Here is an 18,462-nt window from a genome sequence, read left to right on the forward strand (position 1 = left end):
GCTAATTTTGATTAGAAATGGAAATTAGCAGATTATCATAGCCACGATGAGCTCAATTACCGAAGCGCCTTACTCAATATTCGAAAGGTTGTCTTTGAAATACCAACGGCTGATCACTCGAATAATCGCCAGATCCTTAGAAATACAACAACCACAGAACCATAAATGACAATCGGGAAAAGCAAACAGACACCCCCCGGCAAACAAAAATTTAACCCTGGAAAATACCTATATTGCGAATAACCATACACTGTTTATTTTGCCGCCGCCCCACTACAACAAAACGCCTCTCGTCCGGATCCCCGATGAAGCCAATTTAGTACGTCTCGCTGCCGATGGCGACCAGATGGCCTACGGCCGGCTGTATACCTATTATTATCCCCAGCTATATTCCTCACTCGCCTTCATAGCACAATCCCACGAAGATACCCAGGAGATCATCCATGAGACGTTCCTGAAGATCTGGAAGGCCAAAGAGTCCCTGCTTCTTATCCGGTCATTCGAAGACTATGCATATACGCTGGCTAAAAACCTTCTTTTCAATCAATTAAAAAGAAAAAAGATCAATCAGCGGATCATCCGATCCCTCTCCGATCACACGATAAGGAATGCCGGTACTTCCCCCGACCAGGACTACTTATATAAACAATATTATCAAACAGCCGTCAATGCCATCAACCAGCTTTCTGCACAAAAACACAGGATATTTGTCCTGCGCACCCAGGAAGGTATGGCCCTGGGGGATATCGCCCATGAAATGGGAATCAGCGTTTCAGCCGTAAAAAAACATCTCTATGCAGCGCTTCAATCGGTGAAAGAAGCCCTTCAAAAAAATACGGGCGATACACTCATCCTGCTCCTATTATTTTTTCTTTAAAAAAAACGTCGTTCCCGGTGTCCGTTTTATTTCCTCAATTGTCAGATATAAGTCGAATATATGGAAGATGAAAAGATCATAGCACTGATGGAAGGTTATGCTGCCGGCACACTTTCCGGGGAAGAAGCAATCGCCTTCTTTCAATGGTATAGCCAAGCCGGTCTGGAAGAATTTCACCGGGTATATTCCCTAAGCAGCATTTTACCAGGCGCCTTTCCCGAAACCGCGGAGATGCCGGAAGATTTCAGACTGCAACTGGAACAGGCCATCCGGGGTCACTCGGAGAATGGGACCATCCCGTTATTTCGCCGGCACTGGCTGGGATGGGCTGCAGCCATTCTCTTATTGATAAGCGTTGGGGGATACTTATTTTATCACAGCGAGCGACCAACCCCGGTAGACAATACAAATAATAATATTGCCCATTCGTCATCCAACGATGTAGCGCCGGGTATGACAAAAGCCGTATTGACGCTTGCGGACGGCTCCCGGGTCACCATCGACAGCGCCCGGTCTGGTCAATTGGCCGTTCAGGGCAGAACGACAGTTCAACACGAACATGGCGCCATTACCTATAACAGTATCACTCCGTCGAAAATACAAACCAACGTCAAGGCGCTGCTTTATAACACGCTCACCACCAACCGGGGCGAGCAATCTCCTCCCCTCACCTTATCCGATGGTACGAAAGTCTGGCTCAATGCCTTATCCTCCATTCGCTTCCCTGTGGCCTTTACAGGCAGCTCCAGGGATGTAGCCATCACAGGGGAAGCCTTTTTTGAGATCGCAAAGAACCCATCTATGCCCTTCCATGTAACAACGAAGGAGATAGACGTGGAAGTGCTGGGTACGCAATTCAATATCAATGCCTATCCCGGCGAACCTGACATCAGGACCACTCTATTGGAAGGGAGTGTAAGAATTGTCAGCGGTCCATCCCACAGCCTGATCCTGGAGCCAGGCCAGCAAGCCCGGGTGCAGGATGGGATCAGCCTGGTCAAAAACCCGGATATAGATCAGGCCCTGGCCTGGAAGAGAGGAATATTCGATTTTGACCACGCCAATCTGCAAACGGTGCTGAGGCAATTGGCCAGGTGGTATGACATCGAAGTAAAATTTGATGGCAATGTACCAGTCAGGTCCTTTCATGGCAAGATTACCAGGGACCTGAACCTCTCCCAGGTGATCCAGTTATTACAGGACGTGGATGTCAAATTCCATATCGAAGGAAAAACATTGACTGTAACACAGTAATCACTTTTCATAGGTACCTAAACAAAACCGGAAGTGTTGGAAGCACTCCCGGCGGAGTCTGGGCAACCGTTCACAAACAAAGTCCCGGCAGGACTGCTTATTCAATCACCCAAACACTGCAAATTTATGCATTTTAAGGCTCTTTTTAGCCGGCCAGCCTGGAAGAGGCGCTACGGCTTCAAACCAACTCTGCTAGCAATGCGACTTACATCCATCTTACTTCTGGGCGCCTGTCTGCAAGTGTCCGCCCGCGTGCATTCTCAAACCGTCAGCTTTTCCGGGCGGAATGTGCCACTTGAGAAGATCTTCGCCGCCGTGGAGAAACAAACGGGGTATGTATTTTTCTTCGATGAGGCGATCCTGAAGGATGCCCGCCCCGTCACCATCCGGGCGGAAAATTATTCCCTGCCCTTGTTCCTGAACTGCGTGCTCAACGGGCAACCGTTCAAATTCTCCTTTCAAAACAAAACCATCGTCATATCCCGCACCAGCCAGCCCAACCCGGCCCCTGCCCCACCCGCAACAGACACGTCGGCCCGTCCACCCAGCCCGGAGCTCTTACACGGTGTGGTAACGGATAAAAATCTTATCCCCCTTTCCGGGGCGTCCATTATTATTGTCGGAACAGGTAAGAGCACCCTCACCGATGGCCACGGGGCATTCAGCATTCCTGCTTCCGCCAGGAAAAGTAAACTGATAGTCAGTTACGTCGGCTACACCAACCGGCAGATCACCCTGTCGGGTAAGGAAGAGGAATTATATATCCAGCTTACGGTAGCCATCAATACCATGGATGAAGAGGTCGTACAGGGCTATGGAAAAACGAGCCGGCGTCTGTCCGTAGCAAACATCATCCAGGTATCAGGAGAGGATATTCAAAAACAGCCTGTGATGAACCCCCTCCTGGCCCTCAATGGAAGGGTTCCCGGAATGTTGGTAACACCCACTTCAGGTTACGTCAGCGCCCCCGTCAAAGTGGAGATAAGAGGTAGGAACACCCTTGATCCAAACCAGGTATCCGATCCGCTGTACGTGATCGACGGAGTCCCCCTCACCATCCTCGACCTGACCAACACCTCTTTTCTCAAAAGCAGCTATACCAACGGATCCACCGGGTTTATCCAGGCAGGCCTCTTTTCCAATACCAGGGGGCAAAGCCCGCTGTTCAGCATCAACCCTGCAGATATCGAAAGTGTGACGGTATTGAAGGACGCCGCAGCCACAGCTATTTATGGCTCCAGGGGAGCCAACGGGGTGATCCTCATCACCACTAAAAAAGCGCAGCCGGGTGCAACCTCCCTGCAAATGTCCGTCCAGCAGTCCACCAGCAGCGTTCCCAGACACTGGAAAATGCTGAACACCCCCCAATACCTGCAAATGCGCCGGGAAGCCCTGAAGAATGACGGCCTGCCCCTCACAGCCGCCAACGCTCCCGACCTCGTCAACTGGGATACCACCCGCTATACAGACTGGCAGAAGAAAATATGGGGTGTCGCAAAGAGCACCAACGCATCCATCAGCCTCTCGGGCGGCGATCGCATCACCTCCTTTATTGTTAGTGCGGGCTATAACCGAAGCCAGGATATCACCACCCTCAAAGGCACCAACCAGCGGATCAGCCTATCCTCAGGCCTGATCCACCATAGCCTCGACCAGCGACTGACTGTTGATCTCAGGGCCACCTACGGATATACGTATGTAGATGCCATTACCATGCCCGGCCTGTCAACCTTGGCGCCCAATACCCCACCCATCTTCGATGACAAAGGCAACCTGAACTATAAAGATTGGAACGAAGCCGGGGTCGGCGATAAGTTTCTTTTTGCCGGCATCCTGCAGCCTACCAGCGCCAGCAGCCATTTTCTCAACGGGGGCCTGAACGTAAATTACATCCTGGCAAAGGGATTGAAACTGGGTATCCAGGGTGGCTTCAACCATGCGACAACGACGAGCGCTAATTATACTACCATCGCCTCCCAAAACCCCCTTCTCCATCCGATGGGGTTTGCCGGTTTTGGCAACTCCGCCGCCAGCAACTGGAACATCGAGCCGCAGCTGAACTATGCTTTCTACATCGGGAATGGCAAGCTCGATTGCATGGCAGGAGGTTCTATGCAAGGCACCATTTCCCGGGGCACCACCATCGGAGCATTTGGATATACCAATGACGCGCTGCTGCATTCCCCTTCCAACGCCATGGGCTCATCTTCCTCGTCAAATGAAGCGCAAACAAAATTTGCCAATATACACGGTCGCATCAATTATAACTGGGAGAACAAATATATCCTTGAACTGTCCGGCAACCGGGACGGGTCTTCCAATTTCGGGCCAGGCAGGCAATATGGGAATTTCTGGGCCATCGGCGGAGCCTGGATCGCCTCGGAAGAACCATGGATGAAACGCGTATTACCTTCCTGGTGGAGTTTCTTCAAGCTCAATGCCAGTTATGGCATTACAGGCCATAATGGCGGTGGCGCTTATCAATACCTCTCCCAGTGGTCAACCCCTGCCGCCTACCTCGGTTCTCCCCCGTACAACGGTATTGTTCCCCTTGTCCCCGTACATGCCGTGAACCAGGATTACCAATGGCAGTCCAATCGAAAAATAAATACGGACATTACCCTGGGCTTCCTGAAAGACAGGATCAATCTCACCGTCACTTACTACAGAGACCGCTGTAACAATCAGCTGGTGGGCATGCCTACTCCCGCATTCACCGGCTTCACCAGCGTCACCGCCAACTCCCCCGCCAATGTACAGAACACAGGATGGGAAGGGATTGTCAAAGCAAAAGTGGTTGCCTCTAAAAACTTTTCCTGGTCCGTCGATTTCAACATCGGGATCAACCGGAATAAACTGCTGAGCTATCCCGACTTCGAGTTCTCTCCCTATTACACTACCTATAAAATAGGAAAGTCGATCAACGCCATTTATGTACTCCACTATCTGGGCATCAATCCCCTGAACGGGCAGCCCGGCTACGCTGATTATAATCACGACGGCACGATCAGCACCAACGCCAATGTCCCGGCTGCCACTGGCAATGACGACCGGTATATAGCCATCGATATTACCCCGCGCTACAGTGGAGGGATCAACAGCATGTTGACGTACAAGCGATGCATGCTGACTTTGTTCTTTAATTTCAAAAAGCAATTGGGTCAGATACCCTTCACGGATGTCCCCGGCAACATGGGAAATATACCAGCCGATGTTTTCAATGACCACTGGCAAAAGCCGGGCGATCAGTCCAGGTATCCCAGGTTTTCAACCGTGGGGTCGCAAAATGACAGTTATCTCACCGCATCAGACGGAGCCTACACCGATGCATCCTACCTACGGCTGAATAACCTGGTCTTTTCTTACTCATTGCCGGAAAATATCTGTAAGAAGGCGCATATGCAGGGAGTGAACCTCTCCGTCAACATGTCGAATGTCTTTACCATCACCAGCTATAAAGGCATTGACCCCGAAGTCACAACATCATTCGGGTACCTGCCGTCACCCAGGATCATCGCCGGCAGCATCTCACTTAATTTTTAATTCTTCTACCATGTTTACTCATCACCGATACGTATTACCTGCACTTTTCTGCATTACCATAGGCCTTGGCCTGCTATCATGCAGGAAAATGGTCTCTGTTCCCGAGCCGATCAATAGCATTACAACCGCCGAAGTATTTACCTCCGATGCACAGGCTACCTCCGCCATGGCCGGCATCTACACCCAGCTGATCAACGGTCAGGCGCTGTCTTTCAGCAATGGATATATCACCTTGCTTGCCGGGATGTCCTCCGATGAATTATTCTATTATGGCATAGGAGATCTTAACATACTTGCCTTTAGCCCGAATCAATTGCTAAATTCCAACAGTTATACCTCCGAGGTCTGGACATCTGCCTATAAAACCATCTATGGCGCGAATTCAGTCATCGAAGGCATTGCTGCCTCCACTTCCGATGCATTGACCGACAGCGTCCGGAAGGAGCTTACCGCTGAGGCCAAATTCGTCCGGGCCTTCGCTTATTTTTATCTCACCAACCTGTTTGGCGATGTACCACTGGCACTGACGGTGGATTTCAATAAGACCCGGTACATGGCAAGAACGCCCGTCAAGGATGTGTACCGCCAGATCATCCAGGACCTGAAAGATGCACAGTCCCTGTTGCCTCCCGACTACTCGGCAGCCGCCAACTCCGGCTATGAAAGGATCGTCCCCAATCGATGGGCTGCCACAGCCCTGCTGGCAAGAGCCTATCTCTACACAAAAGATTACGCGAATGCCGCCGCCCAGGCTACTTCCGTTATCAACAACACCACATTGTATAGCCTGGAAAGTGATCCCAAAAACGTATTCCTGGTAAATAGCAGGGAAGCCATCTGGCAATTAAAGCAGGGTACTGACAACACCCCGTATCAGAACGCAACCGTGGAAGGATTCACCATACTTCCATCCCCACAATTCACCGGTGTGGCCCACTATTGTCTGGCAGCACCCTTGCTGAATGCTTTCGAGCCGGGAGATCTTCGCCGCAGTGCCTGGGTTGACAGCACCAGTAATAACGCCACCGGTTTCACCTGGTACCCTTTTAAATACAAGACCGGTCCCTACAACGCTGCCCTCGGTGCGCCATCGACGGAGTATTACATGGTGCTCCGCCTGGCGGAAATGTACCTGGTACGCGCAGAAGCGGAGGTCAACGACGCCGCGGGGGGCGCTGCCGCAGCCATCTCCGACCTGAACGTCATCCGCAGCCGCGCAGGATTGCCGGCGCTGTCCTCTTCCCTGCTCCAACCGCAAATAATCACCGCCGTAGCGCATGAAAGACAGGTGGAGCTTTTTGCTGAATGGGGACATCGATGGCTGGACCTCAACCGCACCGGCCAGGCACATATAGTGCTTTCGGCCTTCTCCGGCAAACAGCCATGGGCGGGAGATTACCAACTGCTCTATCCCATCCCCCCCGCCGAGATCCGGTCAGACCATTTCCTGGTGCAAAACCCTGGGTATTGATATTTACTAACCTTAAACGATATATGATGAACAATATATTCCTCAGGCAGCTCGCCACGTGCGCGCTGGCTGGTACAATGTTATCCTGCGCGAAACAACACGCCGCGCCCGGCACAGCCTCCCTGACACTGATCAATGCAGTCGTAGGCAGCAGTCCCTCCCTGGTGACCAACTTCAGCGGCAACAGCCCCATCACCTGGTATAATAAAGCTTTAAAACTCGTATACGGCAACTGGAACAGCACCTACCAGCAAGGGTGCTACAGCGGCCAGCAAAAACTGGCCATCTACCATTATCCGGATACCAGTGCACACAGCACCCCCCTATTTTCCCTGGACCTTCTCCTGCCGGCAGGGACTATCCATACCCTCTTCCTGACAGGCACCATGTCGGCTCCGGATACTTTGTTTACGACGGATACGCCCCCTTATCATCCCCCCTCCGACAGCAGCGTGGGTTTGCGGTTTGTCAACCTCTCGCCCGGCAGCAACCCGGTCAGCATCAATATCACCGGTGGCGCCAATGGGTCGGAAGTGAGCAGCCTGCCCTATAAAGGCATCACGGGATTTAAGAATTACCCTGCCACCGCTGCCGTCAGCGACTATAATTTCGAGTTCCGGGACGCAGCCACCGGCGCACTCATCGGCAACTATGATGTTACGGGTATCAACAGTCTTCTCTACGGCTTTAATAATACGCGCCTTTACCGGAATTTAACCCTGGCCTTATTGGGACTGCCCGGCGACCCGGCCAGCCTGAAAATAATGCTGATCGAATCCTACACCTCTTATTAAGTATTACTGATAAACAAGAAGATATGAGTAGCATTTTAAAAGTAGAGCGGCTCTCACACAAGTACAGCAATACCTGGGCGATACGTGATATCAATATCGAAATAGGTCACCATGGCACCGTGGGGCTCTTAGGCTCCAACGGCGCGGGCAAGTCTACCACGATGAACATCATGTGCGGCGTACTGAACCAAACAGAAGGCCATGTCTATATCAACGGCGTGGATATACGTGAATCTCCGGAATTAGCCAAGAGACAGATCGGCTTCCTCCCGCAAGATCCCCCCCTGTACACGGACCTCACCATCGACGAATACCTCACCTACTGTGCAGAACTGCGGCTAATGCCAAAGGATAAAATTAAAGCAGCTGTGGACGAAGTAAAGGAACGTTGCGGTATCGCACATTTCAGCAGCCGGCTGATCCGCAACCTGTCCGGCGGCTATCGCCAGCGGGTGGGCATCGCACAGGCCATTATCCATAAACCCAAGCTGGTGGTGATGGACGAGCCTGCCAATGGATTGGATCCCAACCAACTGATAGAGGTCAGAAAGCTGATAAAAGAGATCGCCCGGGATCATGTAGTCCTTCTATCCTCTCACATTCTTTCCGAAATACACTTGCTGTGCAAGGAAGTGATCATGATCGAGGCGGGTAGGATCGTTTTTGCGGATTCCATGAGCGCTTTCAACGATTATATTCAGCCGCATAGCTTGTTGGTCCGGATGGAAAACCCACCCCCGGCAGCCGGACTGCTGGCAGTGCAAGGCGTCACCAGGGTCGAATTTCTCACAGACCGGCAAGTCCGCATTTACTTTGACAGCGACGATGAAATTGCAGAACGAGTAGTGGCTGCCAGCATTCAACATGGATGGCGCCTGCGGGAGATCAGCCTGGATAAAGGCCTGCTCGACGACGTTTTCAAACAACTATCCACTCAATCCCACCCATAAATAAATTTTCAATGAAGATGATATGCAAGATCGCGAAGACTGAGCTTCGTAACCTCTTTTACTCTCCCGTAGCCTGGTTCCTGGCGGTGGCATTCATGGTGCAGGGCGCCTACTTTTATTCCAACGCTCTTTATGACATGGCTAAATGGCAGGATATCCTTGTCCGGAATAATCCAAAATTCACGGATTTCGGACAGACTTCACTGACTGATCGTGTTTTTTTAAACGCTGACGGCATCTTTGCCAATGCATTCCAGAACCTGTATTTATTCGTCCCATTGCTCGCCATGGGATTGATCAGCAGGGAGATCAATAATGGGACCATTAAATTACTGTACTCCTCCCCCATCAGGGTACGCGACATCGTCCTGGGAAAGTACCTCGCCGTAATGATCTACAATCTGTTGTTACTTTTCATAATAGGATTGTTTATGATGTCGGGGGCCTTTAACATCCGATCCGTGGATTATGGCATGCTGCTGTCCGCATCCATAGGGTTTTATTTGCTTATATGCGCCTTTTCTGCCATCGGCTTGTTTATGTCCAGCCTCACCATTTACCAGATCGTGTCCGCCATCGGCAGTTTTGTGACCATCTTCATCCTGAGCCGCATCGGCGGCCTGTGGCAGAAAATAGATTTTGTACGGGACCTCACCTATTTTCTTTCGATGTCTGGACGCACCGTGAAAATGGTGGTTGGGTTGGTGACATCCAAGGATGTAATTTACTTTATCGCCATCGTCTATATGTTCATTATGTTCACCATCCTCAAACTGAAAGGCGGGCGGGAATCCAAACCCTGGTACGTGAAGGCCAGAGGATATATTGCCGTGGCGGCATCTGTATTACTGATCGGCTATGTCAGCTCTCGCCCCATGTTCACTGTCTATTGGGACATGACTGCGAGCCAGCGCAACACAGTGCACCCCCGCACCCGGGAGATCATCAAAGAGCTGGGCAAAGAGCCGTTGGAGATCACCTTATATACCAATATACTGGGAGCCGGTGTTGGCAGGGGGCTACCGGAAAACAGAAATAATTATTTGTCGGAGGTTTGGGACCCTTTTATTCGTTTTAAGCCGGACATCCGGTTTAAGTATGTCTATTATTATGATTACGACAGCATCATAGATAATGGATATATGCTCAGGAACTTTCCCGGCAAGACCGTCAAACAAATGGGAGAACAAATGGCGGATGGCTACGACCAAAAATTCTCCCTGTACCAGGCGCCGGAACAGATTAAAAAAAACATCAACCTGCTGCCGGAAAACCTCCGGGTCGTAATGCAGCTGAAATACAAAGGGCAGAGCACCTTTCTGCGAACTTTTGACGACAATCTGTTCTGGCCGACAGAGCAACAGATCGCTGCCGCATTCCGGCGGTTGTTGCAGGCTAAATTACCAAAGATCCTTTTTATAACGGGAGACCTGGAACGCAACATTTATAAGAAGGGCGAGCGGGAATACAATGATCATTCTATTGCAATCGATCACAGGCTCTCATTGATCAACAATGGCTTTGATGCAGATACCATTTCACTAAGCACCGGCGATATCCCCCCGGATGTCACGGCGCTGGTGCTGGCCGATCCTAAGCGCATCCTGAGCGCTGCCGCCATAGCTAAGATCGGGCATTATATAGACAATGGCGGTAATATGCTGATCCTGGGCGAACCGGGCAAACAGTATGTGCTCAATCCTTTGTTACAGCGCTTAGGGGTCCAGTTGATGGATGGCACCCTGGTCGAACCTTCGAAAGATGAGATGCCCCATATGATCATCCCGAAAGTAACCATCGCGGGCAGCAACCTGGCGGAGAATCATATTCTGTTGGGAATGAAAAAGAGCGGGGTCCCGGCAACTGAGCTCCTGGCGGGGGCGACCGGCATTGCTTATACTGCCCATGGGCCTTTTGTCGCAAGCCCTTTGTTAATCACCGACGCACAGCGCTCCTGGCTGAAAGCAGGCCGGCTTGTCACAGATTCTACGCCCCCTGTATATAGCCCGGAAGAAGGCGATATCAAAGGGTCCTTCCCGACTGCCCTCGCATTGACCAGGCAGATCGACCATCGGCAACAACGCGTTGCCATCTGCGGTGATGCGGACCTTATAAGCAATCTCAGAAATGGATACGATTTTTTGGGCGAGTCGATCTATAGCTGGCTGGCCTATGGAAAATTCCCCATATATACACCCCGCCCCGATCCAAAGGACAATAAATTGATCGTCACTTCCGCAGGTGTGGCTGTGCTGAAAATAGTGTATATCTGGATACTCCCGGCCCTGACATTGTTGCTGGGGTCCATCCTGTTGATCAGACGCAAAAGAAAATAAAATACAATGGTTCTGCATACAGACGAACAAACGACGATTGACCTGGGAATTTTCGGCAATCGCAACGGCGGTGGCATCTACGACCTTTACAACCGTACGCATACCCGCGGCGGCGAAGCCATCCTGAAAGAGATGTTCCTGCACCCTTTGTCGGACAAAGAGGCCATCAATCAACGAAGCAGCATTTTCAGCTATTTCGCCCGCCAGAACACAACCTTCCCTTTCGACGCTGCCCTGATCGATATGACAGAGAAGTATTTGAGGGACCAGCAGGGTACATTGGGTGAGCGGGAGATCCAGAATGGCGTAGCATCCGTGATACAGATCATTCAGCAAAGCAGGGAATTTATAGAAACAAAAGAGATTAAAGGAAATGCTGCCTACGCGGAAGAGCGCGAAGCCATCACATTGCTCATTGCCGATCCGGCATTCGAACCAGTGATGCGGGGAAAGGAGAAAGGCAAGCCGTCATACACTGCCATCGCAGCATACGACATCCTCTTCAGGACCCGCCAACGTCATAAAATTGAGCAATTGCTGCGGCATATCTATTTCCTGGACGTCTGCCTCTCTGTGGCAAAAGTCGCCGTTCACCTGAAATTCGTTTTCCCAAAAGCCCTGGAGAAAGGATCATGCATCCTGAAACTGGAAGGTGTGTACCATCCGGAACTGAAGACGCCCGTTGCCAACAATGTTACGATGAACGCCGGTCAAAATATTATCTTCCTCACCGGGGCCAACATGGCCGGCAAGTCCACCTTCCTGCGATCCGTGAGCACAGCCGTATATCTGGCACACATGGGATTTCCCGTGGCGGCAACATCCATGGAATTCTCTGTGGTGGATGGTATTTATACCACAATCAACCTCCCGGATAACCTGGGCATCGGCGCAAGCCATTTTTACGCGGAAGTGCTGCGGGTAAAAAAGATGGCTACGGAGCTGAACCAGGGCAGATCGTTGTTCATCATTTTCGATGAGCTCTTCAGGGGCACCAATGTAAAGGATGCCCATGAGGCCACGGTTGCAATAACCAATGCATTTGCAAAAAAGAAGACCAGCATCTTCATCATCTCCTCTCATATCGTGGAAGCAGGAGAAGCATTGAAACAACGGAATAATATCGGGTTCCTCTACCTTCCAACACGCATGAACGGCCACCAACCCGAATATACCTACACGTTGCAGAGGGGTATTACGGACGACCGGCATGGGATGATCATCATCAGGAACGAAGGCATCCTGGATATATTAAAAAAACAATCACCATGAGCTTTAGCATAGATACGCAAACATTGGAAGAGCTTCACCTGCTGGGAAAGTTCAGGCAGGGTTCCGTCTATAGCCTGTTCAACCATGTAAGGACCAGGGGCGGCGAACAGCTGCTGGATAGTATGTTCCGGACGCCACTGGACAATGCCGCCGCCATCAATGAGCGCAGCAGCATATTTCGATTTTTCCAGCAGACAGAGCTGGCCTTCCCTTTTGATGTACAGGAGATCAGCTCGATGAGAGAGTACCTTGATGCGGGAGCAGGCAATAGCCCCCTGTTAACCTTAGCCGGTACCGTCTGGAAAAAATGGCTTTCCGGTCTAACCCGGGACGAACGCTTTAAGAAAAATGTACAAGGCCTGCAGGCGGTCATCGGCGCCCTCAACAAGTGTTATGCTTTCCTGGAAACGCTTCCATCCATGACGGGACCTTTTGCGATTCGGATAGAGATCATGAAGTCATTATTGTCCGACCGGCGCCTGGAAAAACTGCGGAATATCGATATCTATGCTGCTTTATCGGTAAAGACCCTGGCTTATTATGATCATTTACTAAAGAACAAAGTGCATGAAGAGATGGAAACCATACTATCCTTCGTTGCCGAGCTGGATGTGTACATAACGGTGGGCGAAGTAGCCCGGTCCAAAGGATTTACTTATGCCCGGGCCTGGCCGGCGGAAAAAAACATGCTCTCCGCCACCTGCCTTTGTCATCCCTGTATCAAAGGCGCCGTTGGCAATTCCATCTTCCTGCATACGGACAGGAACGTACTTTTTCTGACAGGCGCGAATATGGCCGGCAAATCCACCTGGATGAAGACAGTAGGCATCGGGATGTACCTGGCCCACATGGGTTTCCCCATCGCCGCCACGGACATGGAATTCTCCGTCCGGGAAGGCCTCTACTCCTCCATCAACGTAACAGACGATATCAACCTTGGCTACAGCCACTTTTATGCGGAGGTAATGCGGGTAAAACAGGCAGCTGTAGCCACCAGCACAGGCAAAAGACTATTGTTGATGTTCGACGAACTCTTCAAAGGCACCAATGTAAAAGACGCCTATGACGGCACCCTGGCCGTGACCGAAGCCTTTTCCGAATACAGAGACTGCCTCTTCATCGTCTCCACCCATATTATCGAAGTGGGAGAAGCGTTGAAAGGTCACAGCAATATCCAATTTGCCTATATGCCCACTGTCATGGAAGGACCGTTCCCCCGCTATACTTACAAGCTGCAGGAAGGCATTACGGAAGATCGCCAGGGAATGATGATCATACGAAATGAAAGGATACTGGAATTGATCGGGGAGTAAGACAGCGTCAATCCAGCCTTGCAGTCAGGGTGATATTCACCCCTTTCCCGTTTTCCCGGGAATAGTTCGGTTCCAATGCCAGCATGGTAGATTCCGATAGAATAACCCCCAGCCTGTAGCTTACCCCTCTTATCCCGTTTGCTCCATACCAGCCAGTGAGATATTGCCGGATCAGGCTGGCATCCTGGTTACTGATCCTATAGCTTAGCCGGGCATAGGGCTTGATAGTTTCTGAAAATTGAGAGCTGGTCTTCGCCGGAGACGGTTGTTCCCGAAGGAAAAGTTTCGCGCCTGCATACACACCGATCCTTTCGCTAAAACCCATAACCCCGCCTTCGGCAAAGAGATTGTACGGGCCACCAGCCGACAAGGATAGAACAGGTGAAAGAAAGTGCGCGCATGGATTCATTTGAGCCTGACAGGTTGCACTACGGCAAATAGAGAAGATGAGTAAAAGAGCGGCGATTATTATTGTTTTCATATGACTGGATTTTAGAGGATGCTTCCACTCATATACGTTTTATTAAAATATTTATTATCGCCCGTTTTGTATTAAAACACTTAGTAAGATAAAATATTATGTACCAACATATCGATCATCTGTTTCTTCTGCTTTCCACCGTATAAACAAAACTATCCGCCTTATAATAGCCGATATTGTACTCCATAGGCCTGTCCTCCTGATCAAAAACATACCGCTTCCGGAACAGCACCGGACTCCCTGTGTCTATCTCCAGCTTGTTCGCCAGGAACTTGTCGGCAGTCCTGGAGCTGATCTCTTCCTTGGAGAGGTCAGCTATTGTAGATCGTTCATTTTCAAGCATTTCGTAGAGCGGCATAGAAAAATCCTCATTGCCTGTCAACCCGATCCGCGGGTGAAAATAAGATATGAAATAAACAAACGGTTCCGCAGTGTCCCCTCTTAATCGCTCCATTTTCAGGATCTTCTTGTCCGTGCCGATCTCAAAAAAATCAGCAATATGCTCATCCGGCAATACCCAGCTGATATGCAGCTCATAATTCTTGACCACTACCCCCCGGGCGTGCATTTCTTGGGAAAACGATAGCCAATTCATTGATTTTAAGCTCATTTTAGGGTGCGCCACCTTGGTCCCTTTCCTTTTTTTCCTCACCAGCAGCTCTTCGAACACCAGCTTGTTGATCGCCTGTCGCAACGTCGTTCGGGATATGCCCAGGTCCCTCGCCAGGTCCACTTCGTTAGGCAGCAGCTTACCACTCTGATATTCAGGCGCTTTGATGAGTGCACGCAAAAGGTGTTCCGCCTGGGAATGCAGTGGAATGGGACTTTCGGGATCTATGTGGAGCTTCACCATGTGTTATAGGAAAAATTTCCCAAAGATCGACAATCTCCTCTGTTAGAAGGCAAAAAAAAATTTGTCTGAAAAAATAAAACAATTATGTTTGTACATATTCGAATTGTAGAGACAAAAGTAACCAAATACTAAAGCCATATGAGTGAGCGCACTTTTACTGCTTTCAAATCAGGATGCCTTCCTTTTTTCTGCCTGTTAGCGCAATTCATATCCGCAAGCGCGCAGGACCCGGCTATCATAAATGGAAGAGTCGCCGACGACAAAGGAATGGCCATGCCGGGCGTAAGCGTTTCAATAAAACATTCCAACACCGGCACCTCCACCAACAAAGAAGGCAATTACACGCTGAGATCGCCGGGAAAGGCGGATACCCTCGTTTTTACCTTCGTCGGCTATATGCAGCAGGAAATTCCGGTAAATGGGAAAAAACGCATCGACGTGATCCTGCTGGAAAAAAAGAATGACCTCGATGAAGCCGTTGTGGTCGCCTATGGACAACAAAAAAAAGAAAGCCTCGTCAGCTCGATAACGACCATCTCTCCCAAGGAGATCAAAGGACCGACAAGCAATTTAACAACGATGCTGGCCGGCCGCATATCAGGCCTCATCTCCTATCAGCGCAGCGGTGAGCCGGGCGCCGACAATGCCTCATTTTTTATCCGGGGAATAACAACATTTGGCTCAGGGAAAATTGACCCGTTGATCCTCATTGACGGTATGGAATCATCCGTCACTACGCTCGCCCGCCTCCAGCCGGATGACATCGCTGGATTTTCAATATTGAAAGATGCGGCCGCATCCTCCCTGTACGGCGCACGCGGCGCCAACGGCGTGATACTGGTGACGACAAAATCAGGTAAGGTCGGCGACACAAAACTAAATTTGCGCTTGGAAAATTCTTTGTCCTCCAACACTCAGAATTTTCGCCTGGCGGATAATATTACCTATATGAAATTATCCAACGAGGCTGCCCTGACACGGAATCCACTGGCCCCGCTGCCATACACCCAAAACAAGATCGACCATACCATCGCCCATGACAACCCCTTGCTTTATCCCAATAATGACTGGGTCGGGACATTGATCAAAAATTACACCAGCAACCAGCGTGTCAATCTGAATGTTAGCGGAGGTGTTAACAAAGCGCAGTATTATATTGCCATTTCAGCCAATAAGGACAATGGCGTGCTGAAAACGCAAAAAGGCAGCAATTTCAATAGTAACATCGATCTGAAAAGCTACCAGATCCGGTCTAATGTCAATGTCAAACTAACGACCACCACCGAAGCGGTCCTGCGGACCTCCGGTGATTTCGACGATTACAACGGCCCCGCCGGCGGAACCTATGACTATAACAATAACGTGCCGGTCACCTCAGGCAGCGCCATCTTTGCAAGCGCATTGAACGCCAATCCCGTCCTGTTCCCTGCGATATTTCCCGCCTCGGATCTCCCCGGCGTCAAACACCCGCTGTTCGGGAACGCTCCCCGCGGCAGTAACGGAGAAGTCTATGCCAACCCTTACGCTTCCATGGTCTCGGGCTACCAGCAATACAATACTTCCACCCTCAACGTCCAGCTGGAGCTCAAACAGGATCTGAAATTCATCACCCAGGGCCTGTCCATGAGAGGAATGATCTTTACCAAGCGTTATACGTATTTTAATCTCAACCGGCAATATAACCCGTTCTTCTATGCCGCCAGCCCCTCCCTCACAGACCCGAAAGGATACGTCCTGTCGCTCCTGAATGAAAATACAGCGACGGAATACCTTAGCTACAATCCCGGTGACAAGGTCGTCAACACCACCACGTACGAGGAGCTGGCCCTGAATTACAACCGGACATTCGCCAAAGTGCACAACATCAGCGGCCTGCTCATCGGGATCCAAAGGAATTACCTCACCGGCAACGCCGGTGACCTGCAATCCTCCCTCCCATTCAGGAACCAGGGCGTGTCAGGCAGGTTCACCTATGGCTATGACAACCGCTATCTGCTGGAAGCGAATTTCGGCTACAATGGCTCGGAACGTTTTGCAAAAAACAACAGGTTTGGTTTTTTCCCCTCCATAGGCGTGGCCTGGAACGTACACAACGAAAAGTTCTTTGCGTCACAACAAGGACCCGTCACTAAACTAAAGTTTCGCGCCACCACCGGCCTGTCAGGTAATGACCAGATCGGGCGCGCACAAGACAGGTTCTTTTATCTGTCCAATGTCAGCCTGACAGATCCCAACTATGGGTTTTCCTTCGGGGACAATTACAGTTACACTAAGCCGGGCGTATCCATTTCCAGGTATGCGAACAATGGAATTACATGGGAGAAATCCAACAAACAAAACCTGGGCATGGACCTTGCATTATGGAACGCCCTGAACGTTATCGTGGACGTCTACCAGGAACGCCGAACCAATATATTGATGCAGCGGGCGTATGTTCCCTCTACCATGGGCCTCACCGCCCCGGTAAGCGCAAATGTCGGCGTCGCCCGGGGAAAAGGCGTGGATGTAGCCATGGATTATAACAGGACCTTCGGTCAGGCATGGCTGCAGGTGAGAGGCACATTCACCTATGCGGCAAGTGAGCTGCTGGTGAATGAAGAGCCGGATTACCCCTCCAATTCAAAATACCTCTCCCGCGTCGGTCAATCGCTGGGCGAAGTGTACGGGCTTATTGCCGAAAGGCTGTTCGTGGATGACGCTGATGTAAAAAATTCCCCTCAACAGAATTTCGGCGAAACAAGAGGGGGAGATATAAAATACCGCGATCTCAACGGCGACGGTCAGATCACCAACCTGGACATGGTCAACGGCCTTGGATACCCTACCACTCCCGAGATCATTTATGGGTTCGGCTTTTCCTTTGGCTATAAGAATTTTGACATCAGCACCTTCTTCCAGGGGTCTGCCCGGTCTTCCCTGTTCATCGACCCTTCAGCAATATCCCCCTTCGTGGCGAATGGCGCCTACCAGCACGGACTGCTGAATGTCATCGCAAATGACCATTGGTCCGAAGACAACCGGAACCTGTACGCCTTCTGGCCGCGGTTAGGCCTTACACAAAACAATAATAACAACCAGCCCTCGAATTGGTGGATGCGCAATGGCGCCTTCCTGAGGATGAAAAGCGCGGAGATCGGATACAACGTCAAAGAAAGAACATTGAAAAAACACCATATTTCCGGGCTGAGGTTCTATCTCAACGGCACCAACCTGTTTTTGATCAGCGCCTTTAAACTGTGGGACCCGGAACAAGGAGGGAACGGGCTTGGCTACCCGGTGCAAAAAGTATTCAACGCCGGTGTGAACATCCAATTATAA

At 50.6% G+C, this 18,462-nt stretch carries 12 protein-coding genes; 10 read left to right on the forward strand and 2 right to left on the reverse strand.

Annotated features, from left to right (window positions below; all coding sequences use genetic code 11):
- The first annotated feature begins 259 nt into the window (after window positions 1-259).
- The 9 genes from Q4E93_RS29375 (at window position 260) to Q4E93_RS29415 (ending at window position 13,810) form a co-directional block, all read left to right on the forward strand.
- Entirely contained in the window at window positions 260-877 is a 618-nt protein-coding gene (locus Q4E93_RS29375; protein ID WP_303591497.1) for an RNA polymerase sigma factor, read from the forward strand.
- A gap of 60 nt (window positions 878-937) precedes the next feature.
- Window positions 938-2,131, forward strand: a complete 1,194-nt coding sequence (locus Q4E93_RS29380; RefSeq protein ID WP_303591499.1) for a FecR family protein — start codon at window positions 938-940, stop codon at window positions 2,129-2,131.
- Window positions 2,132-2,329: 198 nt separating this feature from the next.
- Complete coding sequence (locus tag Q4E93_RS29385) at window positions 2,330-5,674, forward strand: SusC/RagA family TonB-linked outer membrane protein (RefSeq protein WP_303591501.1); 3,345 nt, start codon at window positions 2,330-2,332, stop codon at window positions 5,672-5,674.
- Window positions 5,675-5,684: 10 nt separating this feature from the next.
- Complete coding sequence (locus Q4E93_RS29390) at window positions 5,685-7,145, forward strand: RagB/SusD family nutrient uptake outer membrane protein (protein WP_303591503.1); 1,461 nt, start codon at window positions 5,685-5,687, stop codon at window positions 7,143-7,145.
- Window positions 7,146-7,168: 23 nt separating this feature from the next.
- Window positions 7,169-7,939, forward strand: a complete 771-nt coding sequence (locus tag Q4E93_RS29395; RefSeq protein ID WP_303591505.1) for a DUF4397 domain-containing protein — start codon at window positions 7,169-7,171, stop codon at window positions 7,937-7,939.
- Between the two features lie 23 nt (window positions 7,940-7,962).
- On the forward strand, window positions 7,963-8,889 hold the full coding sequence (locus Q4E93_RS29400; RefSeq protein WP_303591506.1) for an ABC transporter ATP-binding protein: 927 nt from the start codon (window positions 7,963-7,965) through the stop codon (window positions 8,887-8,889).
- Window positions 8,890-8,900: 11 nt separating this feature from the next.
- Window positions 8,901-11,225: an ABC transporter permease subunit gene (locus tag Q4E93_RS29405; protein ID WP_303591507.1), complete on the forward strand. Its 2,325-nt coding sequence runs from the start codon at window positions 8,901-8,903 to the stop codon at window positions 11,223-11,225.
- A 6-nt stretch (window positions 11,226-11,231) separates the two neighbouring features.
- Window positions 11,232-12,497: a MutS-related protein gene (locus Q4E93_RS29410; RefSeq protein ID WP_303591508.1), complete on the forward strand. Its 1,266-nt coding sequence runs from the start codon at window positions 11,232-11,234 to the stop codon at window positions 12,495-12,497.
- On the forward strand, window positions 12,494-13,810 hold the full coding sequence (locus Q4E93_RS29415; protein ID WP_303591509.1) for a MutS-related protein: 1,317 nt from the start codon (window positions 12,494-12,496) through the stop codon (window positions 13,808-13,810). Before Q4E93_RS29410 ends, Q4E93_RS29415 begins: the two co-directional genes overlap by 4 nt.
- A 7-nt stretch (window positions 13,811-13,817) precedes the next feature.
- On the opposite strand, the gene Q4E93_RS29420 is transcribed toward Q4E93_RS29415, so the two are convergent.
- Both Q4E93_RS29420 and Q4E93_RS29425 read right to left on the reverse strand, forming a co-directional pair.
- Entirely contained in the window at window positions 13,818-14,291 is a 474-nt protein-coding gene (locus Q4E93_RS29420; protein WP_303591510.1) for a hypothetical protein, read from the reverse strand.
- A gap of 115 nt (window positions 14,292-14,406) precedes the next feature.
- The gene (locus Q4E93_RS29425) at window positions 14,407-15,144 is read right to left on the reverse strand and encodes a GntR family transcriptional regulator (RefSeq protein ID WP_303591511.1); all 738 of its coding nucleotides are present in this window, start codon (window positions 15,142-15,144) and stop codon (window positions 14,407-14,409) included.
- Between the two features lie 138 nt (window positions 15,145-15,282).
- Between Q4E93_RS29425 and Q4E93_RS29430 the strand changes: the two genes are divergently transcribed.
- A complete protein-coding gene (locus Q4E93_RS29430; RefSeq protein ID WP_303591512.1) occupies window positions 15,283-18,462 on the forward strand; it encodes a SusC/RagA family TonB-linked outer membrane protein in 3,180 nt (1,059 codons plus the stop codon).

It is taken from the genome of Flavitalea plasmicola (assembly GCF_030546645.1).
In the GTDB taxonomy this organism is placed as follows: Bacteria; Bacteroidota; Bacteroidia; order Chitinophagales; family Chitinophagaceae; genus Puia.

Excerpts from the sequence above, each read along its gene's own strand:
- Q4E93_RS29380 (WP_303591499.1), top strand. The coding sequence starts at position 938 with ATGGAAGATGAAAAGATCATAGCACTGATGGAAGGTTATGCTGCCGGC.
- Q4E93_RS29385 (WP_303591501.1), top strand. The coding sequence starts at position 2,330 with ATGCGACTTACATCCATCTTACTTCTGGGCGCCTGTCTGCAAGTGTCC.
- Q4E93_RS29390 (WP_303591503.1), top strand. The coding sequence starts at position 5,685 with ATGTTTACTCATCACCGATACGTATTACCTGCACTTTTCTGCATTACC.
- Q4E93_RS29395 (WP_303591505.1), top strand. The coding sequence starts at position 7,169 with ATGATGAACAATATATTCCTCAGGCAGCTCGCCACGTGCGCGCTGGCT.
- Q4E93_RS29400 (WP_303591506.1), top strand. The coding sequence starts at position 7,963 with ATGAGTAGCATTTTAAAAGTAGAGCGGCTCTCACACAAGTACAGCAAT.
- Q4E93_RS29405 (WP_303591507.1), top strand. The coding sequence starts at position 8,901 with ATGAAGATGATATGCAAGATCGCGAAGACTGAGCTTCGTAACCTCTTT.
- Q4E93_RS29410 (WP_303591508.1), top strand. The coding sequence starts at position 11,232 with ATGGTTCTGCATACAGACGAACAAACGACGATTGACCTGGGAATTTTC.
- Q4E93_RS29415 (WP_303591509.1), top strand. The coding sequence starts at position 12,494 with ATGAGCTTTAGCATAGATACGCAAACATTGGAAGAGCTTCACCTGCTG.
- Q4E93_RS29420 (WP_303591510.1), bottom strand. The coding sequence starts at position 14,291 with ATGAAAACAATAATAATCGCCGCTCTTTTACTCATCTTCTCTATTTGC.
- Q4E93_RS29425 (WP_303591511.1), bottom strand. The coding sequence starts at position 15,144 with ATGGTGAAGCTCCACATAGATCCCGAAAGTCCCATTCCACTGCATTCC.
- Q4E93_RS29430 (WP_303591512.1), top strand. The coding sequence starts at position 15,283 with ATGAGTGAGCGCACTTTTACTGCTTTCAAATCAGGATGCCTTCCTTTT.